A 26,341-nucleotide genomic window follows, 5' to 3' on the forward strand; every position below is an offset into this window, starting at 1 on the left:
CTCCGCCGTGCGCGGGAACGCGAGCTTGAAGAACCGCTCGTACAGCTCCGTGATGATCTTCTGCTTGCCCTCGGCCGTCTCGATGCCCTCCGCGCGCACCCGCACACCCCGGTAGAACTCCTCCAGTGAGTCCACCTCGGTCTCCAGGTTGTACGAGTCCAGCACCTTCACCATGGTGTCCATCACCTGGGAGACGGGGTTGTGCGCGGCGAACGAGTAGTCCTCGAACAGCGCCTCGAACACCGGCTTGGTAATCAGGTGCTGGGAGAGCATCTCGATCGCGTCCTGCTCCGTGATCGCGTCGTTGAGGTTGCCGCGCAGGCCCTCGAGGAACAGGGCGAACTTCCGGCGAGGTTCACGGTCAGGGCCGTTCAGGATGCCGCGGATACGGGTGATGTGCCGGTCCGCGATCCCCTTGACGTCCTTGGCCCAGTCTTCCCAGTACCGCCGATCCCCCACCTTGCGCACCAGACGCGCGTAGATGGCGTCCTTCCACTGCTGAGCGTCCTGCATGGCAAACAGCGCCTGACGTGTGCCCCGAACGGACTTGTCCTCGCCCGAACCGGGCGCGCCGTCGTCCTCCGCCGTGTCCCCCGAACCGATGCCGATCACCTGCACCCGGTCCTCCACGGACCGGCCCAGCGCGATTTGGTTGACCATCGCTTCGAAGCGGTCATCGTGGGCGCGCAGCGCCTGGAGCACGTCCCACACCACCTTGTACGCCTTCGAATCATTCAGCGCGGACTCCGGGTCCGCGGACGCGTCCACCGCGATGGGCAGGATGATGTAGCCGGTTTTCTTCCCCTCGGCCCGCCGCATCACCCGGCCGACCGACTGCACCACGTCCACCTGCGAGTTGCGCGGGCTGAGGAACAGCACGGCGTCCAGGGTGGGGACGTCCACGCCCTCCGAGAGGCACTTGGCGTTGGAGAGGACCCGCACCGTGTTCTCCCCCGCCGGCTGCTTCAGCCAGTCCAGCTCACGCACCCGCTGCGCCATGGGGAACGTGCCGTCCACGTGGGCGGCCTCCACCCGCAGGTCCGGGGTCATGGGGTCCGTGGAGGTGGCCAGCTGACGGCTCACCTGCTCGAACTGGAGGGCCAGCTGCTTGGACTCCTTGATGTTCCGGGCGAACGCCACCGCGCGGCGCATCGGCGCGGCATCCACCTCGTCCAGCCGGCCGCCGTCCACCCCGCGCTTGGCCAGCCCGTTCCAACAGCCCACGATCCGCGCGGCGTCGTCCAGGTCCAGACCCTCGGTGTCCGCGAGCATCTGCTGGAAGGAGGCGCCGATCGCGTTGGTATCCACCGCGAGGATCAGCACCTTGTAATCCGTCAGATGGCCCTGCTCCACCGCCTTGCCGAACCCCAGCCGGTGGAACTCGGGGCCGTAGATCGACTCATCGTCCATCGAGTAGACCGTGACCTGGTCCTGCGCGGCCTTCGCCTTGGCCTCCTGCACATAGATGCGCGGGGTGGCCGTCATGTACAGGCGCTTGGCCGCCCGGATCTTCGCGGCGTCGTGGACCACCGTGAACGCCGAGCCGTCCTGGCCCTGCTCGGTCACACCCGTGGTTCGGTGGGCTTCATCGCAGATGACCAGGTCGAACTCAGCGAGGCCGAGGTCCTGGGCCTGCCGGACCACGTCGATGGACTGGTACGTGGAAAACACCACGGTGATCGCCTCGTCCCCGGTGGAAACGGCCGCGCGGGTCGCGAGCTTCTCCGGGTCCGTGCTGGCCGGGAAGCCCAGGTCCGAGGCAGCGATGTCCTCACTGGCCCGGCGCTGCCCCACAGAAGCGTCCGAACACACGGCGAACGGGCGCAGCGGTACGTCCGCATTGGCCGTCCACTCATTCAGCGTCTGCTGCAGCAGCGCGATTGACGGCACCAGGAACAGCACCGTGCCGCCCACCGGCACCATCCGCTCCACCAACTTCAAAGACGTGAACGTCTTGCCCGTGCCGCAGGCCATGATCAGGCGGCCACGGTCCTTGGTCTCGAACCCGGCCACGACGTCGTCGATCGCCTCCCGCTGGTACCGACGGGGCTCCTTGCGTGGGCGCTGGGTCAGCTCCTCCGGGCGGTCGAAGGTGAACTCGGACCAGTCCACGGTCGAGTTCACCAGCGTCTGGATCCCCACCCTGGTGACGTCCTTGGACTGGCCCGCCCGCGCGGCTTCCGCAGACGAGGACCACTCGAGCGCCGTGTCGATCACCATGCCGTGGGCGAAGTCCACCTTGCCCAGCTCGGTGAAGAATGAGTCAATGCTGCCCTTCTGCAGCTTCTTCTCCGGATCGAAGAACTTCACCTGGACGCCGGTGAGTTCACCGGTGTAGCGATCCTTCGCGACGATGTCGATGCCGTTGTCCGGCCTATTCTCCCGGCCGGGCCATTCGTTCCACAGCCACACGTCCGAGAACTGGTCCGCGAACTTCGGCTCCACCTTGAGGAAGCGCTTGGCCAGCCGCTCGAAGCGACGGCCCTGTTCCTGGCGGGAGAGCTCCGAGAGCCAGAGACGATCAAGCACCTCGTCGAAACCGACGCGGGACTCACTCCCGGGGTCCCCCTCGTCCATGGCGGAGGGGTCAGTCGAGGATGCGGCGTCCGGCGTCGAGATGGTCATGCGGACCATTGTGACCTGGGAGACGCCCGAGCGCCCAACGGCGCGGGGTGGGGAGTCGCGCGCCGAACCGCGCCAACACGAAAAAAGGCCGCCGCCCCTCGCAAGGGGGACGGCGGCCCTGGGGTGCACTCAGCGTGCGCAGAGACCCGTCACTTCTTCTTGGAGCCACCAAGCTTGTAGGTGCTCTTCGGGTGCTTCGCCGCGTAAGCCGCCGAGACGAACCTGCCGGTGTCTGCGGACTTGTGCGGACCACTCTTCTTCTGGCTCGAAGCCATGTTTGCCTCCTTAAGGCATATCAGTGATGTCTGCCACTCGATTGACGAGCGGCCTCCACCTCGCGGTACCGTAAGAGTCCAGTTGCCTACTGGGATCTCAGTCGTGTATGCGCGGCGGAGTCTCGCTCGGGGCGGACGCACTGCAATGCGTCCGCCCCGAAGTCTTTGTCAGAGCATGCAGCTCACGCAGCCCTCGACCTCGGTGCCCTCCAGCGCGAGCTGGCGCAGGCGGATGTAGTAGATCGTCTTGATGCCCTTCGTCCACGCGTAGATCTGCGCGCGGTTCAGGTCACGGGTGGTGGCCGTGTCCTTGAAGAACAGCGTCAGGGACAGGCCCTGGTCCACGTGCTGCGTCGCCGCGGCGTACGTGTCGATGATCTTCTCGTAGCCGATCTCGTACGCGTCCTCGTAGTACTCGAGGTTCTCGTTGGTGAGGTACGGCGCCGGGTAGTAGACGCGGCCGAGCTTGCCCTCCTTGCGGATCTCGATCTTCGAGGCCACCGGGTGGATCGAGGAGGTCGAGTTGTTGATGTAGGAGATCGAGCCCGTGGGCGGGACGGCCTGCAGGTTGCGGTTGAAGATGCCGTGCTCCATGACGGAGGCCTTCAGCTCACGCCAGTCGTCCTGCGTGGGCAGGGCGATGCCGGCCTCGGCGAACAGCTCGGCGACGCGCTCGGTGGCGGGCGCCCACTCCTGATCCGTGTACTTGTCGAAGAACTCTCCGGAGGCGTACTTCGAGTCCTCGAACCCGCCGAACCGCTGGCCGGTCTCGATGGCGATCCGGTTCGAGGCCCGCAGCGCGTGGAACAGCACCGCGTAGAAGTACATGTTCGTGAAGTCGATGCCCTCCTCCGAGCCGTAGTGGACGCGCTCGCGCGCCAGGTAGCCGTGGAGGTTCATCTGCCCCAGGCCGATGGCGTGGGAGGCGGCGTTGCCCTTGGCGATGGACGGCACCGACTGGATGTCGGACATGACCGACACGGCCGTCAGCGCACGGATCGCGGTCTCCACGGACCGGCCGAAGTCCGGCGAGTCCATGGTCTTGGCGATGTTCATCGAGCCGAGGTTGCAGGAGATGTCCTGGCCCACGTGGGCGTAGCTCAGGTCCTCGTTGTACTCGGAGGCCTCGGAGACCTGCAGGATCTCGGAGCACAGGTTGGACATGGTGATGCGGCCCTTGATCGGGTTCGCGGCGTTCACGGTGTCCTCGAACACGACGTACGGGTAGCCGGACTCGAACTGGATCTCGGCGATGGTCTGGAAGAACTCGCGCGCGTTGATCTTGGTCTTCTTGATCCGCGCGTCGTCGACCATCTCGTAGTACTTCTCGGTCACGGAGATCTCGGAGAACGGCACCCCGTAGACGCGCTCGACGTCGTACGGCGAGAACAGGTACATGTCCTCGTTCTTCTTCGCCAGCTGGAACGTGATGTCCGGGATCACGACGCCGAGGGAGAGGGTCTTGATGCGGATCTTCTCGTCCGCGTTCTCGCGCTTGGTGTCGAGGAAGCGGTGGATGTCCGGGTGGTGCGCGTTGAGGTACACCGCGCCGGCGCCCTGGCGCGCGCCGAGCTGGTTGGCGTAGGAGAAGGAGTCCTCGAGGAGCTTCATCACGGGGATGACGCCGGAGGACTGGTTCTCGATCTGCTTGATGGGCGCGCCGTGCTCGCGGATGTTGGTCAGCGAGAGGGCCACGCCGCCGCCGCGCTTGGACAGCTGCAGGGCGGAGTTGATGCCGCGGGCGATCGACTCCATGTTGTCCTCGATGCGCAGCAGGAAGCAGGAGACGAGCTCGCCGCGCTGCTTCTTGCCCGAGTTGAGGAAGGTGGGGGTGGCCGGCTGGAAGCGGCCGGCGATCATCTCGTCCACCAGGTGGGTGGCCAGCTCCTGGTCGCCCCGGGCCAGGTGGAGGGCGACGACGGCGACGCGGTCCTCGTAGCGCTCGAGGTAGCGCTTGCCGTCGAAGGTCTTCAGGGCGTACGAGGTGTAGAACTTGAACGCGCCGAGGAATGTCGGGAAGCGGAACTTGGCCTTGTAGGCACGATCGAACAGGCCCCGGATGAACTCGAAGGGGTACTGCTCGAACGTCTCGGTCTCGTAGTAGTCGTTCTTCTGCAGGTAGTCGAGCTTCTCCTCCAGGTCGTGGAAGAACACCGTGTTGGTGTTGACGTGCTGCAGGAAGTACTGGCGCGCGGCCGCGTGGTCGGCCTCGAACTGGATGCGACCGTCGGCGCCGTAGAGGTTCAGCATGGCGTTGAGCTCGTGGTAGCCGAGGTTCTGCCACTCGGCGGGCATGTTCTTCGCCTGGCGGATGAGGTCCGCCTCGGTGGGTGCGGTGGTGGTCATGTCCACAGTCCTTCCAGGCCGCCGCGGACGCGTTCGACGTCGTCGGGCGTGCCCATCAGCTCGAATTTGTACATGAGGGGCACCTGGCACTTGCGGGAGATGATGTAGCCGGCCAGGCAGTAGCCCTCATGGAAGTTGGTGTTCCCGGACGCGATCACGCCCCGAATCCAGTGACGGTTCTCCGGGACGTTGAGGAACTTGATCACCTGCTTCGGGACCGCGCCCGGCCCGCTGCCCCCGCCGTAGGTGGGGGTCATCAGGACGTACGGGGCGGTGGCCCCGAGGGTGGGCTCCCGGGTGATCAACGGCAGTCGAGCCACCCGGTCCTCGGGCAGCTCGAGCTTCTCGACGAAGCGGTGCGTGTAGTTGGAGGCGGAGGAGAAGTAGATCAGTCCCGCGTCGGTGGGGACGAGCCCCTGCGCCTCGGCCGAGCGGATGTGGCTCGGGTCCGCGGCGACGGTCATGTCGGCTCCGGTCAGGCCACCGATGCCGCGGCGGACTCGGCGAGCTCGGCGATCTTGTCCGGGCGGAAGCCGGACCAGGAGTCGGTCTCGGTGACGACGACGGGGGCCTGCATGAAGCCGAGGGCACGGACGCGCTCGAGGGCGGCGGGGTCCTGGGACATGTCCACGACCTCGTAGGCGATGCCCTTCTTGTCCAGTGCACGGTAGGTGGCGTTGCACTGCACGCAGGCCGGCTTGGTGTACACGGTGACGGTCATGGCGATCCCTGTTCCTTCGTGGTCTCTGGTGGTCTGCGGGTGTCGGCGCGGCGCTCGCGAGGTGCATCGCGGGGCGTGCCGAACATCTGCGTCGATACTACATCTAGTGATCACGGCCGGGAACCATCCCTACATGTAGTAGTCACATCGCTGTAGTTACGTATCCCCACCCTCTGCCCATCCTGTCCACACCCTGCTGTGCGAGACGATCCGCGCGGACATGCGGGACACGCCGGGACCGAGGTCGACTGTCCACAGCCGGTGGAGATCTCGGGGCCGGGTTCCCACAGCCGGAAAGGCGAGTTCGCCACGTCTGCGAGCGGCGTGTCCGACCCCCGCGGACCACTACATGTAGGAGCCCGCCACCGTCCGGCGTCGGAATACCCCGTCACCACCGCGGGTTGCCCCGGCATGAGCACCTCCCCCACCGTCACCCGCAATGACGCCGAGTCCCGCTACGAGCTCCACGACGGCGGCACACTGCTCGCCGTCCTCGACTTCCGGGACAACGGCGCGGCCGTCTCCCTGAACCGCGCGTTCACCATCCCCGTGCACCGCGGCCAGGGCCACGCCGCCACGCTGACCGCCGGCGCAGTCGCGGACATCGAGACGAACGGCGGCCCCGCAGGGGGCCGCCGCATCGTGCCGATGTGCTGGTACGTCGCCCAGTGGTTCGACGAGCACCCGGAGAAGAGCGCGCTGCTCGCGCCCCGCTGACCGGAGCGGTCAGGACGCGACGCGGTGCCGGCGCGCCACGGCCAGGACGCCCGCGGCCAGCACCGCGACGGCGACGGGCCACGCCGTCGGACCACGCCCGGTCTCGACCGCGTCCGGCACCGTGTGCTTGCCCTCGGCCGGGTCCGCAGGGGTCTCGGGATCCGCCGGCGAGGTGGGAGTGTCGGGATCGGCCGGCTGGCCCGGAGCTGCAGCGTCGTCGAACAGGCCGGCCACGGGGAAGGTCACGAACCCCGGGATCCGCCCGTTCTCCCAGTCGTAGAGGTCCACGCGGGGATCGCCGAACCGCACGGTCACCGTCCGCGTCGTCGTCACGCCGTCCCTCGTGGCCCGCAGGGTGACGGTGTCGGATCCGGTGAAGCCCTCAGGAGCCTGGTACACGTAGCCGCGCGGCCCGCCGGCCTCCTCCTCCGTCACCTCGACGACCCGGCCCTGGGCCGGGCCCGCGACGAGCGTCAGCGGCGCCGCCTCATCGCCCGTGTACGAGGAGATGAACACGTGTCGCTCCCCCGGCGCCGCGAGCAGGGTGGTGTCCCAGACGGTGGGGAGCATCTGGAAGCCGAGCTCATGACGCTGGTCGGCGCGCAGCGGCTCGCCCGGGTCAGCGTCGGTGAGGTCGGCGTCCGGACCGTAGGTGAGGGCGGCCACCTCGCCGCCCAGGACAGAGAGGGTGTAGACGACGGGACCGGTCCCCGACTCGCCCAGGCTCCGCCGGGCCGCGGCGACGTCGAAGTCACCGCGCTCCAACTCGTCGTCGTACGTGAACGGGACCTCGGTCTCGGCACCGCGGGCCTCCCCCTCCAGCACCGGAGCCACCGTGAGGCGGACGTCGGACTCGTCCACCTCGAACTCGGTGCCGAAGGAGGCACCGGTCTCACCCTCCGCGCTGGCCACGAGGAAGGAGCCGCCGGGCAGGCCGTGCTCGGCGGTCCATCCAGCGGGGTGGGCGGGTGAGGCGAGGGCGGGGGTCGCCCCCACGCCGGTGAGAAGGACGCCGACGCCCAGGGCGGCGGCAAGGCGGGTCGGTCGGGCGGTGCGCATCGTGCTCCTCCAGGGGTGCGGTGCTGCGACGGGCCGAAGGGTTCTCCGGCTCGGACGCCCGAGGTCGACCGGATGCCGCACTCGCCGCTTCGGCACGAATCTACGCCGCGCGGACGTGAGGCGGGTCACTGTCCGGTGACGAAGCGCTATCGACTCGGTCACGGCGACGCGCGATGCGGATCGGGCCGGCCGGCGCCGCGCGTCAGCGGGACGCGCTGGGCGAGGGGCTCGCCCCGGAGGAGGGGCGCGGGGTGGCCTGCGCCGTGTCGGCCGGGCTGGGCGACGGGCTCGCCGACGCGGCGTCCCGCCCCCGCTGGTCCTCGGCGTCCCGGCCGGAGGCGCTGGCGGAGCCCGACGCGCCGGAGGAACTGGGCGAGCTCGACGACGGCAGCACCGGCTTCTGGGTGGCGCGGAAGTTGCGCACCTCCTGCACCGACTCCGGGACGAAGTCCGAGGGGACGGAGCCGCCGTCGGCGCCGGTGCCCTCGATCTTGATGGGGCCGGTGAACCCGGACGGTTCCGCCGTGCGCGCCCCGCTCGACCCGATCACGCCCATCTCCCCGAGCGTCGCGGCCAAACTCTCCAGCTCCTTGCGATGGCCCTCGACCACGCTGGAGGCCAGCTCCTTCGCCGCGTCGTCCGAGCCGTCCTCCGCCTCCGTGGCGGAGATCGTCAGCGCGCCCTGATAGAGGCGGCGCATCTGGAGCAGGTAGATCCGTCCTGCCTCCTCCGGCTCGGCGGCGGCCAGCACGTTCTTCTCCCGGTCGGACAGGAGTCCGGCGCGCAACTCGTCGCCCACGATCTGGGTCGGCTCCGCGTCCTCCGTGGACTCGGGCTGCGCAGACGGGGTCGACTCGGCACCCGCACCGCGCACGTCATCCGAGGGGACGCCCCAGCCCTCGAGCATCGACTCGAGCCGGCGCGCCCGCTCCTCGTGCTCGGACTTCATCCGTTCGGCGGTGGCCCGGATCTCCTGGTCCACGCCGTCCTTGCCCAGCACCTCATCGGACTGCTGGATCGCGTCGCGGTGGTTGCGCAGCAGCAGACCCGCGAACTGGATGTCCGCCGCGAGCGGGTCGGCGGACGTCTGGCTGGGGCTGGCCAGCACGCCCTCCAGGTAGGTGTTCCCCGCCTCCGTGCCACCGGTCTGTCCGGGCTCCTCGGCGACGCTGCAGCCGCCGGTGGCCAGGGTGATGCTCAGGAGCGCCCCTCCGACGGCCACGCTCCAGCGGCGGGGGCGCACGCGGGCGGTGGCGATGTCGGCTCGGCTCATGGGCGCAGGTCCTCTCGGCGGTCGTCACCCGGTCACGGGGTCAATGGCGGTCCGACGCGGTCGGCCGCCCCGGCCTCCCCAGGGTACCCCTCCGGCCTGCCGGCCCCGGGGTCGCCGCGGCCTCAGGCGACGCGGGTGGCCTGCACCACCCAGTTGTTGAAGGCGTTCCCGGCCATCCCGGTGCCCGGCACGAGGTCGCACGTGATCAGCGTGACCTTTGCGTCATCGCCCCCGGGCTCCCATGCCCAGCGGTGCGCCGGATCCTCGGTGAGCGCCTCCTTCTCCACCGAGACCGCGTCCGCGTCCGCCTCGAAGGCGGCCTGCGTGCCGTCGTCGTACGTCACCACGACGACGGCGCCCGCCCGCACGTCGCCCAGGTTCCAGAACACGTCCCGCACGCCGTAGTAGACGACGTGCCCGGCCAGGACCCCCGCGTACCGGGACCGCTCCCCCGGCGTGGTGCCCCACTGCGGCGGGCCGTACCAGCCGACCGTCTGCGGCTCCGGGTCCAGTTCGCCGCCCTCGTCCAACTGCGTGAGGTCGATCCCCGCTCCGACGATCTGCTCGCCGTCCTGGTGGACGTCCACGTGCACGGGCGTCGCCGTGATCTCGTCCCACGGGGCGGCGGGGCCGGAGAGGTGGGCGGCCGCGGCGGGGGCTGGCTCCTCGGTGGGGGTCGGCTCCTCGGACGGCGTGGGCTCCGCCGATGTGGGCGTGCCGGCGGGTTCCTGGGTCCCGCCGGGAACCGCCGCTTCGCCCGTGGGTGCCGCGGAGGACGGGGTCGGCGTCGGGGTCGGTGTGGCCGTCGGTGCAGGGCTGGGCGTGGAGCGTGCTGAGGACGACGGCGACGGGGTCGCGGACGCCGTGGCGCTGAGGGTGGGGGCAGCGCTGATCGGCACGGCGCCGACCGCCAGCACCCCGCGCAGCGCGAGGAACACGAGGCCCAGGCACAGCAGCACCAGGACCACCCACAGGGCGCGTCGGACGGTGGTGTTCATCCGGGTTCTCCCCTCGTGTGCATCGACGCGGCCCGCCCGGGGCCGCGTCCGACGACGGCATGGTCTCACGCGCTCCGGCCTCAGCGCGGCGCGTCATCCCCGGGCTCGGCATAGCGGTCCCGGACGAAGGCCTGCAGGCGACGGGCGAGCGCCTGCAGCGTCTCGGCGGCGAAGTGGTCCTCCCGCCACGCCGCGTGCAGTCGTACCGCGAGCGTCCGCCCCTGCGCGATGACCCGCACCGGCGTCAGCCCGAAGGCCGGGTCCTCGGTGACGACGGCGACGCCCGCCCCCGTCGCGACCAGGGCCTGGGCCACCCGCCCGGAGTTCGCCTCGGTGAGGGCCGGCGGCGTGAGGCCCGCCACGGCCACGGCGCCGTCGAGGACGCGCCGCGCCATGAAGGTGCGGGCGGGCGCGACGACGGGTTGGGCCACGAGCTCGTTGAGGGACACTCGCGTCCGGCCCGCCCAGGGGTGGCCCGGGGCGACGTACGCCCAGACCGGCAGGTCCATCAGCGGCAGCGACGCGACGGAGGGCGGCGGCACCGTCGGCATCACCACGAGGTCGTGCCGCGCGACGGCGTCGAGCAGCGAGTCGTCCAGCTGGGTCTCCGCGACGCGCGGGCGCGGGTCCTCCTCCCCGAAGGTGGCCACGAACGGCAGCACGACGTCGATGAGGGTGGTGCCCGGTGCGGCCACGGCCACGTCCGTGAGCCGACCGGAGGCGAGCGTGCGGGCCGCCTGCTCCGCCCGGCGATGGGCGACGAGGACCTCGCGCGCCACCGGGAGGAACGCCTCGCCGGCCGTCGTCAGCTCGAGCCGGCCGCCGACCCGGGCGAACAGTGGCAGGCGCAGCTCACGCTGAAGCCGCTGCAGCTGCCGACTGAGCGCGGACTGCAGGAGATCCAGGCGGATCGCGGCCCCCGAGACCGTGCCGACCTCGGCCACCGTGACGAAGGCCCTGAGCAGTTTCTCCTCCATGCCGGATAAGCATAGCCTCCATGCCGGATCATCACTGGACGGCATGGCCTCGACGCCCCACCATGGGAGGACGCGGCCCGACGCGTCGTCGTCGTGCCCACCCGTCGTCCCCGCTCCCCGTGAGCCGTCCCCAGGAGGCATCCCCATGACCGCCACCCCCGACCTCGAGCAGACCCGCCACCTGGCCACCGAGCTGCCCGGCCCACGCTCCCGTGAGCTCGCCGAGCGCCAGAAGCGCGCCGTCCCAGCCGGCGTGGCCACCACGATGCCGGTGTACGCGGCCCGCGCCGCGGGCGGCATCCTCGAGGACGTGGACGGCAACCGCCTGATCGATCTGGCCTCCGGCATCGCCGTCACCTCCGTGGGCGCCTCCCACCCGCGCGTCGTGGCCGCCGTCCAGGAGCAGGTCGCGCAGTTCACCCACACCTCGTTCATGATCACCCCCTACGAGGGCTACGTGGCCGTGGCCGAGCAGCTGGACCGCACCAGCCCGATCCCCGGCGAGACCCGCACCGCCCTGTTCAACTCCGGCGCCGAGGCCGTGGAGAACGCCGTCAAGGTGGCCCGCGCCTACACCGGCAGGCAGGCCGTGGCCGCGTTCGACCACGCCTATCACGGCCGCACCACCCTGACGATGGCGCTGACCGCCAAGTCCATGCCCTACAAGCACAGCTTCGGACCGTTCGCCCCCGAGATCTACCGCGTGCCCGGCTCCTACCCGCTGCGGGACGGCCTGTCCGGCGCCGAGGCCGCGCAGCGCGCCATCTCCGCGCTGGAGAAGCAGATCGGTGCCGACAACCTGGCCGCCGTGATCATGGAGCCGATCCAGGGCGAGGGCGGCTTCATCGTCCCGGCCGAGGGCTTCCTGCCGGCCGTGGTCGAGTGGTGCAAGGCCAACGACGTCCTGTTCATCGCGGACGAGGTCCAGTCCGGCATCGCCCGCACCGGCGCCTGGTTCGCCTCCGAGACCGAGGGCATCGAGCCGGACCTGATGGCGACCGCCAAGGGCATCGCCGGCGGCATGCCGCTCTCCGGCGTCACCGGCCGCGCCGAGGTGATGGACTCCGTGCACCCGGGCGGCCTCGGGGGCACCTACGGCGGCAACCCCGTCGCCACGGCGGCGGCGCTCGCCGTGTTCGAGGCCGTCGAGGAGGACGGTCTCCTGGAGAAGGCCCGCCGGATCGAGCAGGTCATCCGCGAGCACTTCGCGCAGAACGCCGACGACCGCATCGCCGAGGTCCGCGGCCGCGGCGCGATGATGGCGATCGAGTTCGTGGACCCCGCCACCGGCGAGCCGGACGCGACGCTGACCGCCACCGTGGCCGCGGCCGTGCGCGCCGCCGGCGTCATCCTGCTCACCTGCGGCACCTACGGCAACGTCGTACGCTTCCTGCCGCCGCTGACCATCGGTGAAGACCTCCTCAAGGAGGGCCTGAGCGAGGTCACGAACGCGCTGCAGTCCGCCTGAGCCCCCGCCACCGGCGGACCGACGACGACGGCCCCGCATCCCTGCCCGGGATGCGGGGCCGTCCGCCTGTCGGCGGAGGACTCAGATGTCGTCCTCGTACGCGGGGCCGCCTTCGTTCTCCATGGCCTCGATGCGCCGGGACTTCTCGGCGGTGAAGATCCGGCGGACCCCCGTGCCGCCGAACTCGTCCTCCGGGACCAGCCCGACGCCGTACTTCAGCAGGGCCTTCTCCAGACGCAGACGCTCGTCCACCCGCAGGTCGGCCAGCCCCTTCTCGAAGCGGCGCAGCTGCTCCTTCTCGAGACCGGCCGCGGTGGCCAGGGTGCGGACACTGACCTGGGCGAGAGCGCGGCCGGCGCGCGCCACGTCGAAGGTAATCGGGGTGGGGTACATCAGACATTCTCGATTCTGCAGTTCTCGACGGGGATCCGGTCCATGATGGCCACGCCCCGGATGAAGGGACAAGGGCGCGCCAGCCTAGAACCCGCTGTGTGACAGGCGCGTCGCTGACCCATCGCTCCCGCCACGCCGGCGGGACGCGGACGGGCCCGCCTCCGGTCACCGGAGGCGGGCCCGTCGTCGTCGTGGGGTGTCAGTCCTGGACGAAGTACATCTGCTTGTTGACGAACTCGTCCATGCCGAGCGGGCCGAGCTCGCGGCCGAAGCCGGAGCGCTTGACGCCGCCGAACGGGATCTCCGCCCCCTCGCCCGCCGGCGTGTTGACGTTGGCCATGCCGACCTCGAGCTGCCGGGCGATCCGCTCGGCCTGGGCCTCGTCCTGGGAGAACACGGCGCCGCCCAGGCCGTACTGGGAGTCGTTGGCGAGGGCGAGCGCCTCGTCCGCGGACTCCACCTTGTAGACGACGGCGACGGGGCCGAAGAGCTCCTCACGGTAGGCGTCCATCTCGGAGGTGACGCCCGTGATCACGGCCGGGGCGAAGCGGGCGCCCGCCTCGTCCGTGACGGTCCCGCCGACGTGGACGGTCGCCCCCTGCTGACGGGCCCGCTCCACCTGCTCGGCCAGGCCCTCGGCGGCACCGCGCGAGGACAGCGGGGTGAAGACCGTCGGGTCCTCGTCGGTGGCCTCCCCGGGCTTCATGGCCTCGGCCAGGGACACCAGCTCGGCCACGAAGGCGTCGTGGATGTCCGCCGTGACGATCATGCGCTTGTTGGAGTTGCAGGCCTGGCCCATGTTGTACATGCGGGTCGCCCACGCGGTGCGGGCGGCCTCGGCCGGGTCCTCGGCGTCGAGCACGATGTACGGGTCCGACCCGCCGAGCTCGAGGACGGCCTTCTTGAGGTGCTGGCCCGCGAGCGCGCCGATCACGGAGCCGGCCCGCTCGGAGCCGGTCAGGGACACGCCGGCCACGCGCGGGTCGGCGATGAACTCGGCGATCTGGTCGTGCGTGGCGAAGACGTTGGTGTACACGCCGGCCGGCACGCCGGCGTCGTCCATGATCTGCTGCACGGCCAGGGCCGAGCGGGGGCAGATCTCGGCGTGCTTGAGCACGATCGCGTTGCCGAGCATGAGGTTCGGCGCGGCGAAACGGGCGATCTGGTAGTACGGGAAGTTCCAGGGCATGACCCCCAGCAGCACGCCCAGGGGCAGGTGGCGGATCATGGCGCGGCCGCCCCCGTAGGTCTCGATGGGGCGGTCCGCGGCGAGGGTGGGGCCCTTGTCCGCGAAGTAGCCGAAGATGGCCGAGCTGAACTCCGCCTCCTCGACGCCCTCGGTCACGCGCTTGCCCATCTCGGTGGCGATGATCTGCGCGAGCTCGTCTTTGCGCTCCTCGAAGAGGTCCGCGACCTTCTGCACGATGGTGGCGCGTTCCTCGATGGGGCGGGCGGCCCATGCGCGCTGGGCGGTCTCGGCGGCGGCCAGCACCTGGTCGACCTCACCGTCGGCGAGGGCGGGGAAGGTCTCCACGACCTGGTCGGTGCTGGGGTCCTGCACGCGATAGCCGGTGGGGGTGCTCATGAGTGGGTCCTCTCGTTGGGGTCCCGGACCACGGCAGTGCCGTCGTCGTCCGGACGGATGATCGGGATGGGTCGGGTCGAGTCCGTCTGCGGCAGGGTCTCGCCACGGAAGTAGGCCGGGTGGCGCAGCCGCGTCCACATCATCAGTACCACGCCGATGGCCAGCACGCCCATGCCCAGGATGAACACGGTGCCGACACCGAACACGGAGGAGCCGGAGCCGTAGTCGGGGTCGGTGGAGTCCATCGCGGTCACGCAGAACATCACCAGCAGCACGAGGCCGCCGATCAGCGGGAACAGGAAGGTGGTGAGGGCGTTGCCCACCGAGGTGAACCACTCGCGGCGGAAGTACCAGACGCAGGCCAGGGCGGTGATGCCGTAGTAGAAGCAGATCATCAGGCCCAGAGCGGTGATGGTGTCCCACAGGGCGTTCTCGGAGAGCAGCCGCGTGACGACGTAGAAGAGGCCGGCGAAGCCCGCGCACACCCAGGTCGCGAAGGCCGGGCTGTTGAACCGGGGGCTCAGCTCGGCGAAGCGCGCGGGCACAGCCCGGTAGAAGCCCATCGCCAGCAGGGTGCGGGCCGGGGAGACCATGGTGGACTGCAGGGAGGCCAGGGAGCTGACGAGGATCGCGCTGGACATGATCACGGCAAAGGGGCCCAGGATCGGGCCGGCGAGGACCGCGAAGATCGACTCCTGGTTGTCCGGGTTGCCCGCGCCCAGGCCCTCGGAGCCGATGCCCGCCCAGGAGATCACGGCCAGGGCGGACAGGATGTAGACGGCGATGATGACGAACACGGTGACGGCGGCGGCCCGGCCGGGGGTGCGCTCGGGGTCCTTGGTCTCCTCGTTCATCGTGAGGGTCACGTCCCAGCCCCAGAACAGGAAGATGGACAGGGAGACGCCGGCCGCGACCACACTGAAGTCGCCCGCGGTGAACGGGTTGAACCAGTCCAGCTGCACCGGGGTGGGGTCGAAGCCCGCGCCACGGGAGGACTGCGTCAGGGCGGCGACCGCGAACGCACCGAGGGCCAGGATCTGGAAGGCCACCAGGATGTACTGCAGGTGCTTGGTGGTCTCCATGCCGCGGTGCGAGATCCATCCGGCCAGGGCCAGGTACACCAGGGTCAGGGGGATGTTGACCCACAGGTTGCCGGCCAGGTCCGCGATGGCCTGGCTCCCGGTGATCTGGGCGAGCAGCAGGAACGTGAAGTCGACGGCGACGGCCGCCAGGTTGGACAGCACGATCACGGAGGCGGCGATGAGCCCCCAGCCGCCCATCCACCCGACATACGGCCCGAAGGCGTGCGTGGCCCAGGTGAACGACGTGCCGGAGTCCGGCACCCGCGTGTTCAGCGCCCGGTAGCCGAGGGCCACCAGGAGCATCGGGATGAAGCCGAGCAGCAGGATCGCGGGCACGTGGGTGCCGACGGTGCTGATGGTCGGCCCGAGGCCCGAGGTCAACGTGTAGGCGGGGGCGACGACGGAGACGCCGATCACCACCGCCCCGAGCAGGCCGACCTTGCCGGCCTGGAGCCCCTTGTTGCTCACCCCGCCCGGGTTGAGCAGGTTGACCTGCTCGATGGCGGAGGTGGTCGGGTACACGTGCTCGTGTCCCTCATTGTCGACGACGCGGCGTCGTGGGGTGGATGCGCTCATGAGGATGTCCTTGTCCGTCGGGCCGGTCAGCCGGTGGGCTGCCCCGCGTCAGTGGCTTCCCGCTCGGCGATGGCCAGGGCGGCGGCCTCGCCCATGCGGATCGCGCCGTCCACGTGCTGGTAGCCCTCGGCTGCGATGTCCGAGCACGCGTAGTGGATGGGACCGGTCGGGCGGTTCTGGAGGTGGCCCCAGCGGGAGAGCCCGCCGAGGTCGTCGCTGGTGGCGTAGGCGCCTCGGGTCCACTCCTCGGCGGCCATGTCCGAGAGGAAGAACGCGATCGGCTCGAGGGTCCGGGGGCCGAGGTACTCGGCCATGGCGCCGAGGATCGCGGCCTTGCGCTCCTCCTCCGGCAGGGCCCACATCTGCTCCGCGTACACGTCGGACACGAAGCCGACGAGGGTGCCGTGCGGGTCCTCCTTGCCCGGGGCGCCACCGGCCAGGTTCTCGCCGCGGTTGGTGTTGTCATAGATCTCCTGGACGAGACGGCCCCCACCGAAGCACGTGCCGGACAGGCCCTCCTCGCGCCAGAACGGGGTCTCGTACACGGCGTGCACCTTGATGACCAGGCCCATGGAGATGTGCTGGTGCGCGATCTGCTGCTCGCGCGGCATCGGCGGCTCGAAGGAGATGCGGCTGTAGAGGTTCGGCGGGACGGCCAGGACCGCGTAGCGGGCGTGCACCTCGTAGTCGTCAGTGAGCGCCACGACGTCGCCGGCGGCGCCGTCGTGCGCCACGCCGTTGCGCACGTCTGCGGCCACACCGTTCTTCTCGTCCGCGGTGGACGGGTCCGGCTCGGCCCAGCGCAGGGTGCGCACCGGCTGGCCGAGGACGACGTCGTCGCCCAGCTCGGCGGCCATGGCCAGGGACACGGACTGCATGCCGCCCTCGACGCGCTTGTCCAGGATGAAGTCCTCGTCCACCAGGTTGCGGAACGACCCCGCCGAGGCGGACATGAGCAGCGCCTGGAGCAGGGAGAAGGTGTGGGAGGGCTTGGTCAGCATGCCGGAGGCGATGTAGATGGAGACGTTGTCGATGGCCTCCGGGTCGTCGGACTGCTGCTCCAGCCAGTGCCGGAAGGAGATCTTGTCCAGCTCGGCGGCCCGCGGGTGCTCCCACGGGGCGGCGGCGTCGATCTCGGCGGTCAGTTCGTCGATCTTGGCGATCAGGCGATCCATCTCCCGGTCCGTCTTCTCGGCCACCGGGAAGTCGAGGCCGTCGTAGACGTGGCGTTCTCCGCGCGGGTCCACGTAGACGTTGCGACCGTCGCGGAAGCGGGAGAACGTCGGCAGGCCGAGCTCCTCCACCAGGGAGATGAGGCGGGTCTGGTCCGGGGAGATCCACTGGCCGCCGATCTCGATGAAGTGGTCCTTGCCGTCGGCGCCCTCGACCAGGCCGTTCCAGGTGCGGCCGCCGACGCGCCGGCGAGCCTCCAGGACGGTGACGGACAGGCCCTGGGCCTTCGCGGTGCGGGCGGCCATGAGGCCGGCCGGGCCGGCGCCGATCACGACGACGTCGCTCGTCCGGCGCTCGCGGCCGGCGGTGGCGGGGGCGGTGGTCATGGGGTGCTCCTCTGGCGGGGACGGGGCATCGGGCGGGGCCCGGGTGAATGCCGTTCATTTAGAGTGTCGGCGCTCACTGTACGGGCCGCGCGCCGGGAAGGGAAGGCTGGTCCGTAGCCGGCCTGACACCTCCTGCCCGTCCGACGGGTCAGAATGGCCGGATGGACGAGACCCCCGAACCGCTCCGGACGCGCCGCCGCCGCGGACGACCTCTCTCCCCCGCTCTGAGCCGCGCAGCGATCGCGGACGCGGCGCTCGCGGTCGCCCGCACCGAGGGATACGAAGGGCTCACCATGGCGGCGGTCGGCCGTCGCCTGGGCGTGGCGCCGAGCGCGCTCTACAACCACATCAGCGGCAAGCATGAGCTGCTCGTCCTGCTGCAGGACGCCGTGATGGGCGAGGTCTCGCTCGTCGAGCTGGAGGCCGCGATCCGGGGCGAGGTGCCCGTCGTCGCCGCCCTGCGGGCGTGGGCGCGCTCCTACCGGGACGTCTTCGCGGCCCATCCGCCGCTGATCCCGCTCATCGCGACCCTGCCGATCGAGGGAGCCCCGTCGACGCAGCGGGTCTACGAGACGGTGTGCGCGGTGTTGGCCCGGACCGGTCTGGCGCCGGAGCAGGTGCTGGCCCGGGTGATCGCGCTCGAGTCGTTCATCTACGGGTCTGCGTACGACGTCGACGCTCCGGCCGACATCTTCGAGGTGGCGGGGGCGCAGGAGCGGCTGCCCGCGCTTGGCGCGGCCGCCGAGGCGTTCCGGGCGGGTGGGGGCACGCGCGCGACGGGGGCGCGGAACCCCTATGCGGACGCACCCTTCGAGGAGGGACTGGACCTGCTGCTCGCGGGCCTCGGCGACTGACGCGCGGACTGCCGGCCACGTGTCAGGCCGGCACGGACGCGCCGCCCCTGTGTGTGAGAGGGGCGGCGCGTCGACGGATCTGTGCGCGGCGGATTTTCAGTCGGTCAGGCCCAGACGACGGCGGGCCGCGACCAGCACCCCCGCGGCGGCGGCGCCGAGGCCGGCCAGCCACCAGCCGGTGGACTGCCCCGTCTCGACGGTGTCCGGGGTCGTGTGCTGCTCGTCGGCGTCGTCCTCGACCGGAGCGGGCTGCTCCTCCTCGTCCTCCGGAGCCGGGGCGGCCTCGTCGCCCCGGAACGCGGCGAGCGCCGCGGCGGTGTCCGGGTCGGTCAGGTCGAGCGGCTTCCCGCTGAGGACGCCGTCCTCGGCATCGAGGAAGCCGTCGTACGCGGCGGGGATCTCCTCCCCGACGTGCACGGTGACGGTCTGGACATGGGCGACATGGTCGCTGTGGAAGTCGACGGTGAAGGTGTCCGTGCCGACGAAGCCCTTCTCGGGGATGTACCAGGCACGGAGCTCGGAGTGCTCCGAGTCACGGAACGCGAAGACCTCGCCGTGGGCCGGCTCGGACACGACCGCCGCGTAGGTGTTCTCCATCGTCGGCGCGGCGACCAGGTGGACGATCTCGGCGCCCTCCACCCCGGGAGCCGACTGCATGGCCGAGTCCCAGACCAGGGGCCGGTCCCCGAGGTGGGCCATCTGGGGGCCGTCGACGGAGTGCACGGCCGCCCCCTGATCGTCGGCGAGGTCGGTGTCCGCCTGGAGCGTGATGCCCATGTTCAGCATCTGCCCGTCGGCCACGACGTCGTACCGCACCAGGCCTGCACCGGCCGCGCCGAGCGCGCGGCGGGTCTCGAGGACGTCCACCGCACCGCCGTCGATGACGTCCAGGGCGGTGAACTCGACCTCCTGGCCGCCCTCCAGGCGGGTGCCGTCCTCGGCCACCGGGGTGAGCGTGAGCGTGAGGTCCTCCGGGTCGTAGCCGTCGTAGGTCTGGAAGAAGGCGGTGGTGACGTTCTCGTGGTCGACGGCCTGGAAGTAGCCGGCCTGGGGGCCGTGGGCGTCGTCCCAGGCGGCGGCGGGGCCGGCGAGGGCGACGGTGGTGACGAGGCCGGCGGCGGCGACGGCGACGGGCAGGTGACGGAGGGAGGGACGACGGGTACGGATGACGGACATGGCAGCTCCTCACTGAGTCGGCCGGACAGGGCCAGCGGCCCCCGCCTCTGCAGCACCGGTGTTCCGGGCTCCACGGGTGGGGACGCCTCGAGTCTGTCCGCCGAGAGCCTGCCATGAAAGAGCTATGCGACGTCGATGCGTGATCGACACTGGACCGCAACCCGGCCGTGACCGGTGGTTCTCGACGGCGAACCGGCCGCCACGACGACGAAGGCCCGGTCCAAATGGACCGGGCCTTCCGACGGGTGGAGGTAAGGGGATTCGAACCCCTGACCTTCTGCATGCCATGCAGACGCGCTACCAACTGCGCCATACCCCCAGGTGGGTGATGCCCCCGTTTCCGGCGGACCGGCCGGAGCACCTGAACAGAATACCCGGCCTGCAGCAACCGTGCAAACCGGCCGGGCGGCGTCGATGGACCGCCGCGGTCCCACGGCCTAGCGTGCAGGAGACGCTCCCATGCCCGCTGCCAGCCCAGGAGGTCCTGCATGTCCCCCACTGACGCACCGATCCGCACCGCGCTGATCGGCTACGGGTTCGTCGGCAAGACGTTCCACGTCCCCCTGCTCCACGCCACGGAGGGACTCACTCTCACCCATGTCGTCTCGAGCCGCCCGGACGCGGTGCACGCGGACCTGCCGGATGTCGTCGTGGTGCCCGACGTGGACGCGCTCTTGGCGTGCCACGACGTGGACCTCGTGGTGATCGCCGCCCCGAACGACCAGCACACGCCGCTCGCGCGCACGGCCCTGAGGGCGGGCAGGCACGTGGTGGTGGACAAGCCCTTCACGCTGAGTCTCGCCGAGGCGCGGGAGCTGCGCGACCTCGCGGCCGAGACGGGGCGGGTGCTGCGGGTGTTCCAGAACCGCCGCTTCGACAGCGACTTCCTGGGCGTCGCCGAGCTGGTCCGCTCCGGCCGGCTCGGGGACGTCGTCCACCTCGAGTCCCGGATCGACCGTTTCCGCCCGACCGTCCGGGACCGCTGGCGGGAAGCCGCGGTGCCCGGGGGCGGCATCTGGTTCGACCTCGGCCCGCACCTGGTCGACCAGGCGCTCCTGCTCTTCGGCGTCCCCGATCGCGTGGACGCCGACCTCGCGGCCCTGCGTCCGGGCGCCCCGGTCGAGGACTGGGCACACTGCGTGCTGCAGTACCCGGGTCGGCGCGTGGTCCTGCAGGCGTCGATGCTCGTGGCCGGCGGCAGCCCGCGCTTCGCGGTCCACGGGACGCGCGGCACCGCGGTGAAGGAACTGCCGGATCAGCAGGAGGCGCAGCTGCGCGCGGGTCTGCTCCCCGGCGCCGAGGGCTGGGGCGTCGACCCGGACCCGATCCTCCTGCACGACGGGGAGGGGGGCATCGAGCGCGTCCCCGCGCCGACCGGAGCCCAGCAGCGGTCCTACACGGGCGTGCGCGACGCGATCCTGGGCCGCCCGGGCAGCGACGCCGCCACCCCCGACCAGGCCGTCGCCGTGATGGCGGTGCTCGAGGCCGCCGTCGCCTCGGCGCGGGAGGGCCGTGCGGTGGAACCCGCACTCACGGCGGCGGAGCGCGCCGCATACCCCGGCGTGCCCCCCGCACCGACCGCGGCGGAGCGACATCACCGCAGTGCAGCAGCGCGGTGATGTCGCAGGGCGGCGGTCGCCGCCCGGGCCCGCACAGGAACCCGACGACGACGAAGGCCCGGTCCGCATGGACCGGGCCTTCTGACTGGTGGAGGTAAGGGGATTCGAACCCCTGACCTTCTGCATGCCATGCAGACGCGCTACCAACTGCGCCATACCCCCAGATGTGGGCGTCACCGCGATGTTCACGCGCCGTTTCCGGCCCGTTCGCCTCGCTGGCAACTCGACCAGCGTACACGGTCCCCGCGCGGGCGCCAAATCGGCGTCCGGGCCGAGGCGCCCTCAGATGTTGTAGCCCTCGAGGGTCCAGTCGCCCCAGCCCCCGGCCCCGGTGTCGGGAGCGAACGCGCCCTGCAGCACGGCGGCGCGGGCGTTGCCGATCCGTTCCATCGCCGCGAAGGCCTCGCCCTCGTGACGCAGGAGCAGCCCCGTGGCCGCGCGGATCAGCGCACCGTGGGCCACGACGAGCAGGGTGTGGGCACCACCGTCGCGCGGGGTGTCCGCCCAGTGCGGGGGAACGTGTCCGCGCAGCGCACGCAGGGCCCGCTCGCCGCCCCCGCGCAGGGTCTCCCCGCCCACGGGGCCGGCGTCGAGCGCCGGCTCGGCCCGCCAAAGGCGGTGCTCGTCCGGCCAGCGTTCCGCGATGGCACTGAGCTCCAGGCCCTCCCACTCTCCCCCGGCCAGCTCCATCAGCTCCGGGTCGACGGCCACGGACGCCGCGCCCACCCGGGCCTCGAGGACGATCTCGGCCGTGCGGCGCGCCCGGGCCAGCGGGGAGCACACGGCCACGAGCTCCTCCGCGTCCTCGACCAGGTCACCCACGGGCCCGCCGGCGGCGCGGCGGGCCTGGCGCTCCCCCTCGGCGTTCAGCTCGATGTCCGTGTGCCCCTGGTAGCGGTCCAGGACGTTCCAGTCGGTCTCGCCGTGACGCAGCAGGATCAGGCGCATCTCCCGGCCCGCTCAGGAGGCGTGCGAGGCGGAGGCGCCGTCGTCCTGGGTGGCCGCGTCCGGTCGGGTGCTCTCCTCCGGCAGGCCGAGGTCGATCGCCGGGGTGTCCTTCCACAGGCGGTCCAGCGCGTAGAACTCGCGGTCCTCGCGATGCTGGACGTGCACCACGAAGTGTCCGTAGTCGAGCAGCACCCAGTGGCCGTCGGACCGGCCCTCGCGACGCAACGGCTTGAGCTGCTCGTCCTTCAACAGCGCCTCCTCGACGCCGTCGACGATCGCGTTGACCTGACGCTCCGAGGCGCCGGAGGCGATCAGGAAGGCGTCGGTCAGGCCGAGCCGCTCGGCGACGTCGAACGCGACGATGTGCGTGCCGAGCTTGTCCGCGGCGGCGGCCGCGGCGGTGGTGAGGGCGTCCAGGGTGGTCTGGGGAACGGTCACGAGGTCTCCTCTTCCGAGACGTAGAGGTGGTGCTTGGCGATGTATTGGACGACGCCGTCCGGGACGAGATACCAGACGGGCCGGCCCCGGCGGACGCGCTCCCGGCAGTCCGTGGAGGAGATCGCCATGGCGGGGATCTCCATCAGGGAGACGTCGGCGCCCAGGCCCATGTCCGAGAGGTCGTGGCCGGGACGGGTGACACCGACGAAGTGCGCCAGGTCCCAGAGTTCGTCCACGTCCTTCCACGTGAGGATCTGGCCCATGGCGTCCGCGCCGGTGATGAAGAACAGCTCGGCGTCCGGGTGCAGGCGGCGCAAGTCCCGCAGCGTGTCCACGGTGTAGGTCACGCCGGGGCGGTCGATGTCCACGCGGGAGACGGTGAACCGGGGGTTGGAGGCGGTGGCCACCACGGTCATGAGGTAGCGGTCCTCGGCCGGGGAGACCTGCCGGTCCGACTTCTGCCACGGCTGGCCCGTGGGGACGAAGACGACCTCGTCCAGCTCGAACTCGGCGGCCACCTCGGAGGCGGCCACGAGGTGCCCGTGGTGGATCGGGTCGAAGGTGCCGCCCATGATGCCGAGGCGACGACGGTGCGCGCCCCCGGCGGTGGGCGCGGGGACGGGGGTGCGGGAGGCGACGGTCATGCGCTCAGGAGACGAACGGACGGCCCGCCGCGTCGCCCCCGGCGGAGGCGGCGACGCGACGGGCCGGTGAGACGTCAGTGACCGGAGGTGTGCGAGCCGCGGCCGGTGCCGTGGTGCTGGACCGCGGTGGTGGGCTCGGGCAGGCGCAGCGCGCGGGAGCGCATGGACATGGTGGCGGCCAGGGCGGCCATCAGCAGCGCGAAGACGAGCAGGCCGTACCAGATGGGGTCCATCGGCAGCTCGTTGACGACGTGGTGGCCCTCCTCGGCGGCGGCCAGGATCAGGGAGGTGTTCAGCATGGATGCTCCTCGGTGCAGCGGGTCAGACGGCCGGGCCGGGGCCGGGCCGAAGGGGTCCTGGTGTCCATCGTAGCCCGGCTCAGCGGCGGATCTGCCCGTCGCCGCGCAGGATCCACTTGGTGGTCGTGAGCTCCTCCAGGCCCATGGGCCCGCGGGCGTGCATCTTCTGGGTGGAGATGCCCACTTCGGCGCCGAGGCCGAGCTCGCCGCCGTCGGTGAAGCGCGTGGACGCGTTCACGATGACGGCCGCGGCGTCCACCTCGGTGATGAACCGCTCGGCCGCGGCCAGGTCGTTCGTGACGATGGCCTCGGTGTGGCCCGTGGACCACCGGCCGATGTGCTCGATCGCCTGGTCGAGGGAGTCCACGACGCGCACGGCCATCTCCATGTCCAGGTACTCGGTGCCCCAGTCCTCCTCGGTGGCGTCCACGGCGTCCCGGGCGTGGTCGCCGCGGTCGGCGAGCGTGGGCAGCCAGGCCCGCGCGGCCTCGTCCACGTGCAGCAGCACGCCGGCACGGGTGAGGGCGCGCAGCACTTCTCGGCCCACCTCCTCCGCGTCCCGGTGGAGCAGCAGGGTCTCGGCCGCATTGCACACGGAGGTGCGGTGGGTCTTCGAGTTGAGCACGATGTCCACCGCCATCTGCTTGGGTGCGGAGGCGTCCACGTACAGGTGCACGTTGCCCTCACCCGTCTCGATCACGGGCACCCGGGCCTCACGGACCACGCGCTGGATCAGCTCACGGCCGCCGCGCGGGACGAGGACGTCCACCGCGCCACGGGCGGCCATCAGGGCGGCGACGCCAGGACGTCCGAGGTCGTCGATGCCCTGGATGATGTTGGGGTCGAAGCCCTGGTCCACGAGCGCCTCCCGCAGCACCTGGATCAGGACCGCATTGGTGGACTCCGCGGCCGAGCCGCCGCGCAGGATCACGCCGTTGCCCGACTTCAGGGCGATGCCGGCGATGTCCACCGTGACGTTCGGACGGGCCTCGTACACGGCGCCCACGACGCCCAGGGGCACCCGCACCTGGCTCATCCGCACGCCGTTGGGCAGCGGGCCGCCGCGGACCACGGTGCCCACGGGGTCCGGCAGGCCGGCCAGGGTCTCCAGGGCGAGGGCCAGCGCCTCGACGCGCGCCTCGTCCAGCTTGAGGCGGTCCAGCATGGCCGCCGAGGTGCCGGCCTCGCGGCCGCGGCTGCGGTCCTCGCGGTTGGCCGTGATGATCGCGGCCGCGTTGGCGCGCAGGGCCTCGGCCATGTGGCGCAGGACGGCGTCCTTGCGGACGCGGCCGGCGGTGGCCAGCTCGGGCACGGCCTGACGCGCCCACTCGGCCCGCTGGCGGACGGCCTCCTCGACCTCGGGCGTCGGCGCCTCGGCGTCCTGGCGGCCGGACTGATCCTGGGGTGCGGTGCTCTCGGTGGTCTGCATGCCCCCAGCCTATCGAGCGCCCCGGACGAGGCACGAGGCCCCGGTCCGTCGCCGCGGCCGGAGCCCGTGCCGGTCAGCGCTGCGGCGGAGCCAGGCGCACCCAGTCGTCGGCGTGCACGACGACGCCGTCGTAGCCCGCGCCCAGGTCCTCGCGGAGGTCGGCGGTCGTCCGCCCGAGCATGGCGGGCAGCTGCGACGAGGAGTACTGCACGAGGCCGCGCGCCCGCACCCGGCCGTGCGCGTCCACGATCTCGACGACGTCGCCCGGTGTGAAGTCGCCCGTGCAGCCGGTGATGCCCGCGGCCAGCAGGGAGCGGCCGCGGTCGATCGCCCCGGCCACCGCGCCGTCGTCGATGACGAGCCGGCCCCGGACCTCCGCCGTGAGGCCGAGCCACGCCGCGCGCGCGGACCGGCGGCGGCCGGTGGCGGAGAACCACGTGCCCACGTCCTGACCCGCGAACGCGGCGCCCGCGTTCGCGGCCGAGGTGAGCAGGGTCGGGATGCCGGTGGTGGCCGCGATGCCGGCCGCGTCCACCTTGGTCACCATGCCGCCCGTGCCCACGCCCGCGGAACCGGGCACGCGCACGTCGACGCCGGCCAGATCGTCGTCCGAGGTGACCTCCGGGATGCGCCGTGCGTCCGGGTTCGAGGGGTGGCCCGTGTAGAGGGCGTCCACGTCCGAGAGCAGGACCAGCAGGTCCGCCTTGCAGAGGTTGGCGGTGAGGGCCGCGAGGCGGTCGTTGTCGCCGAAGCGGATCTCGCGCGTGGCCACGGCGTCGTTCTCGTTCACGATCGGCATCACGTCGAGCGTGAGCAGCCGCGACAGGGCGCGGTGCGCGTTCGTGTACTGGGTGCGCCGCATGAGCTCCTCGGCGGTCAGGAGCACCTGGGCCACCTCGGTGTCGTGCCGGCCGAAGCTCGTGGTGTAGTGCGCCATGAGCTTGCTCTGGCCGACCGCCGCCGAGGCCTGCTGGGTGGCGGTGTCCTTGGGGCGTCGGCCCAGCCCGAGGTGGGGGAAGCCGGCCGCGATGGCGCCGGAGGACACGAGCACCACCTGGGTGCCCTTCTGCCGCTCGGCGGCGAGGACGTCCACGAGCCGGTCGATGGCCGCCACGTCCAGGCCGTCCGGGGTGGTCAACGAGGACGAGCCGATCTTCACGACCACTCGGCGTGCGGCCTGCATCGTCTCCCGCGAGGTCACGGGGTTGGCCTGCGGGTCCTCAGAGCCGCGCGTGGCGGGGGTCGGATAGCGGGTGACGACGGTGCGCCGCACGGACATG

At 71.3% G+C, this 26,341-nt stretch carries 24 protein-coding genes and 2 tRNA genes; 4 read left to right on the forward strand and 22 right to left on the reverse strand.

What is annotated here, in order from left to right:
- The 5 genes from ACZ1IK_RS09020 to nrdH form a co-directional block, all read right to left on the reverse strand.
- Nucleotides 1–2,625: restriction endonuclease (locus tag ACZ1IK_RS09020; protein ID WP_465098466.1), on the reverse strand; the 2,625-nt coding region annotated here is incomplete at its 3' end.
- A gap of 149 nt (nt 2,626–2,774) precedes the next feature.
- Complete coding sequence (locus ACZ1IK_RS09025; protein ID WP_277346561.1) at nt 2,775–2,900, reverse strand: hypothetical protein; 126 nt, start codon at nt 2,898–2,900, stop codon at nt 2,775–2,777.
- 168 nt (nt 2,901–3,068) lie between these two features.
- Nucleotides 3,069–5,195 carry a class 1b ribonucleoside-diphosphate reductase subunit alpha gene (gene nrdE / locus ACZ1IK_RS09030; RefSeq protein ID WP_180537555.1) on the reverse strand — a complete coding sequence of 709 codons (2,127 nt, stop codon included), beginning with the start codon at nt 5,193–5,195 and terminating at the stop codon, nt 3,069–3,071.
- Between the two features lie 47 nt (nt 5,196–5,242).
- Nucleotides 5,243–5,710 (reverse strand): class Ib ribonucleoside-diphosphate reductase assembly flavoprotein NrdI, encoded by a 468-nt coding sequence (nrdI, locus tag ACZ1IK_RS09035; RefSeq protein ID WP_004167610.1) that lies wholly within the window; start codon nt 5,708–5,710, stop codon nt 5,243–5,245.
- 11 nt (nt 5,711–5,721) lie between these two features.
- Entirely contained in the window at nt 5,722–5,967 is a 246-nt protein-coding gene (gene nrdH, locus ACZ1IK_RS09040) for a glutaredoxin-like protein NrdH (RefSeq protein ID WP_036313172.1), read from the reverse strand.
- Nucleotides 5,968–6,378: 411 nt separating this feature from the next.
- Between nrdH and ACZ1IK_RS09045 the strand changes: the two genes are divergently transcribed.
- Nucleotides 6,379–6,684, forward strand: a complete 306-nt coding sequence (locus ACZ1IK_RS09045) for a GNAT family N-acetyltransferase (protein WP_010078809.1) — start codon at nt 6,379–6,381, stop codon at nt 6,682–6,684.
- Between the two features lie 9 nt (nt 6,685–6,693).
- Here ACZ1IK_RS09045 and ACZ1IK_RS09050 read toward each other — a convergent pair whose 3' ends face one another.
- The 4 genes from ACZ1IK_RS09050 to ACZ1IK_RS09065 all read right to left on the reverse strand — a co-directional run bounded on the left by ACZ1IK_RS09050 (nt 6,694) and on the right by ACZ1IK_RS09065 (nt 10,991).
- Entirely contained in the window at nt 6,694–7,743 is a 1,050-nt protein-coding gene (locus ACZ1IK_RS09050) for a hypothetical protein (RefSeq protein ID WP_251679453.1), read from the reverse strand.
- Nucleotides 7,744–7,945: 202 nt separating this feature from the next.
- Entirely contained in the window at nt 7,946–9,016 is a 1,071-nt protein-coding gene (locus ACZ1IK_RS09055; RefSeq protein ID WP_251679452.1) for a DUF305 domain-containing protein, read from the reverse strand.
- A 122-nt stretch (nt 9,017–9,138) separates the two neighbouring features.
- Nucleotides 9,139–10,014, reverse strand: a complete 876-nt coding sequence (locus tag ACZ1IK_RS09060) for a class F sortase (RefSeq protein ID WP_465098467.1) — start codon at nt 10,012–10,014, stop codon at nt 9,139–9,141.
- An 80-nt stretch (nt 10,015–10,094) separates the two neighbouring features.
- Nucleotides 10,095–10,991, reverse strand: coding sequence for a LysR family transcriptional regulator (locus ACZ1IK_RS09065; RefSeq protein ID WP_041103011.1), 897 nt, complete (start codon nt 10,989–10,991; stop codon nt 10,095–10,097).
- 145 nt (nt 10,992–11,136) lie between these two features.
- Between ACZ1IK_RS09065 and gabT the strand changes: the two genes are divergently transcribed.
- A complete protein-coding gene (gabT, locus tag ACZ1IK_RS09070) occupies nt 11,137–12,459 on the forward strand; it encodes a 4-aminobutyrate--2-oxoglutarate transaminase (RefSeq protein ID WP_136939773.1) in 1,323 nt (440 codons plus the stop codon).
- An 81-nt stretch (nt 12,460–12,540) separates the two neighbouring features.
- Here gabT and ACZ1IK_RS09075 read toward each other — a convergent pair whose 3' ends face one another.
- The 4 genes from ACZ1IK_RS09075 to ACZ1IK_RS09090 form a co-directional block, all read right to left on the reverse strand.
- Nucleotides 12,541–12,852, reverse strand: a complete 312-nt coding sequence (locus ACZ1IK_RS09075; RefSeq protein ID WP_036340936.1) for a hypothetical protein — start codon at nt 12,850–12,852, stop codon at nt 12,541–12,543.
- A gap of 199 nt (nt 12,853–13,051) precedes the next feature.
- Complete coding sequence (locus tag ACZ1IK_RS09080) at nt 13,052–14,437, reverse strand: NAD-dependent succinate-semialdehyde dehydrogenase (RefSeq protein WP_144820080.1); 1,386 nt, start codon at nt 14,435–14,437, stop codon at nt 13,052–13,054.
- Entirely contained in the window at nt 14,434–16,095 is a 1,662-nt protein-coding gene (locus ACZ1IK_RS09085; protein WP_036316957.1) for an APC family permease, read from the reverse strand. The genes ACZ1IK_RS09080 and ACZ1IK_RS09085 overlap by 4 nt, the downstream gene beginning before the upstream one ends.
- Before the next feature lie 26 nt (nt 16,096–16,121).
- Entirely contained in the window at nt 16,122–17,654 is a 1,533-nt protein-coding gene (locus ACZ1IK_RS09090) for a flavin monoamine oxidase family protein (protein WP_465098468.1), read from the reverse strand.
- A gap of 161 nt (nt 17,655–17,815) precedes the next feature.
- On the opposite strand from ACZ1IK_RS09090, the gene ACZ1IK_RS09095 reads away from it, so the two are divergent.
- On the forward strand, nt 17,816–18,508 hold the full coding sequence (locus ACZ1IK_RS09095; RefSeq protein ID WP_336627663.1) for a TetR/AcrR family transcriptional regulator: 693 nt from the start codon (nt 17,816–17,818) through the stop codon (nt 18,506–18,508).
- A 96-nt stretch (nt 18,509–18,604) separates the two neighbouring features.
- On the opposite strand, the gene ACZ1IK_RS09100 is transcribed toward ACZ1IK_RS09095, so the two are convergent.
- Entirely contained in the window at nt 18,605–19,684 is a 1,080-nt protein-coding gene (locus ACZ1IK_RS09100) for a hypothetical protein (protein WP_336627662.1), read from the reverse strand.
- A gap of 246 nt (nt 19,685–19,930) precedes the next feature.
- Nucleotides 19,931–20,003, reverse strand: a tRNA-Ala gene (locus ACZ1IK_RS09105).
- Between the two features lie 169 nt (nt 20,004–20,172).
- Here ACZ1IK_RS09105 and ACZ1IK_RS09110 point away from each other — a divergent pair.
- Entirely contained in the window at nt 20,173–21,303 is a 1,131-nt protein-coding gene (locus tag ACZ1IK_RS09110) for an oxidoreductase (protein ID WP_336627661.1), read from the forward strand.
- A gap of 86 nt (nt 21,304–21,389) precedes the next feature.
- Here the strand turns inward: ACZ1IK_RS09110 and ACZ1IK_RS09115 are convergent.
- The 7 genes from ACZ1IK_RS09115 to proB all read right to left on the reverse strand — a co-directional run bounded on the left by ACZ1IK_RS09115 (nt 21,390) and on the right by proB (nt 26,340).
- A tRNA-Ala gene (locus tag ACZ1IK_RS09115) sits at nt 21,390–21,465 on the reverse strand.
- A 120-nt stretch (nt 21,466–21,585) separates the two neighbouring features.
- Nucleotides 21,586–22,251, reverse strand: a complete 666-nt coding sequence (locus ACZ1IK_RS09120; RefSeq protein WP_465098469.1) for a histidine phosphatase family protein — start codon at nt 22,249–22,251, stop codon at nt 21,586–21,588.
- A gap of 12 nt (nt 22,252–22,263) precedes the next feature.
- Nucleotides 22,264–22,689, reverse strand: a complete 426-nt coding sequence (rsfS, locus tag ACZ1IK_RS09125) for a ribosome silencing factor (protein ID WP_036316941.1) — start codon at nt 22,687–22,689, stop codon at nt 22,264–22,266.
- On the reverse strand, nt 22,686–23,333 hold the full coding sequence (gene nadD / locus ACZ1IK_RS09130) for a nicotinate-nucleotide adenylyltransferase (protein WP_036316939.1): 648 nt from the start codon (nt 23,331–23,333) through the stop codon (nt 22,686–22,688). Before nadD ends, rsfS begins: the two co-directional genes overlap by 4 nt.
- Nucleotides 23,334–23,407: 74 nt before the next feature.
- Nucleotides 23,408–23,632: a hypothetical protein gene (locus ACZ1IK_RS09135; RefSeq protein ID WP_036316935.1), complete on the reverse strand. Its 225-nt coding sequence runs from the start codon at nt 23,630–23,632 to the stop codon at nt 23,408–23,410.
- 79 nt (nt 23,633–23,711) lie between these two features.
- The gene (locus ACZ1IK_RS09140; RefSeq protein ID WP_036316932.1) at nt 23,712–25,061 is read right to left on the reverse strand and encodes a glutamate-5-semialdehyde dehydrogenase; all 1,350 of its coding nucleotides are present in this window, start codon (nt 25,059–25,061) and stop codon (nt 23,712–23,714) included.
- 73 nt (nt 25,062–25,134) lie between these two features.
- On the reverse strand, nt 25,135–26,340 hold the full coding sequence (gene proB / locus ACZ1IK_RS09145) for a glutamate 5-kinase (RefSeq protein ID WP_036381585.1): 1,206 nt from the start codon (nt 26,338–26,340) through the stop codon (nt 25,135–25,137).
- Nucleotide 26,341: the final 1 nt, after the last annotated feature.

It is taken from the genome of Micrococcus sp. CS26, from assembly GCF_055522295.1.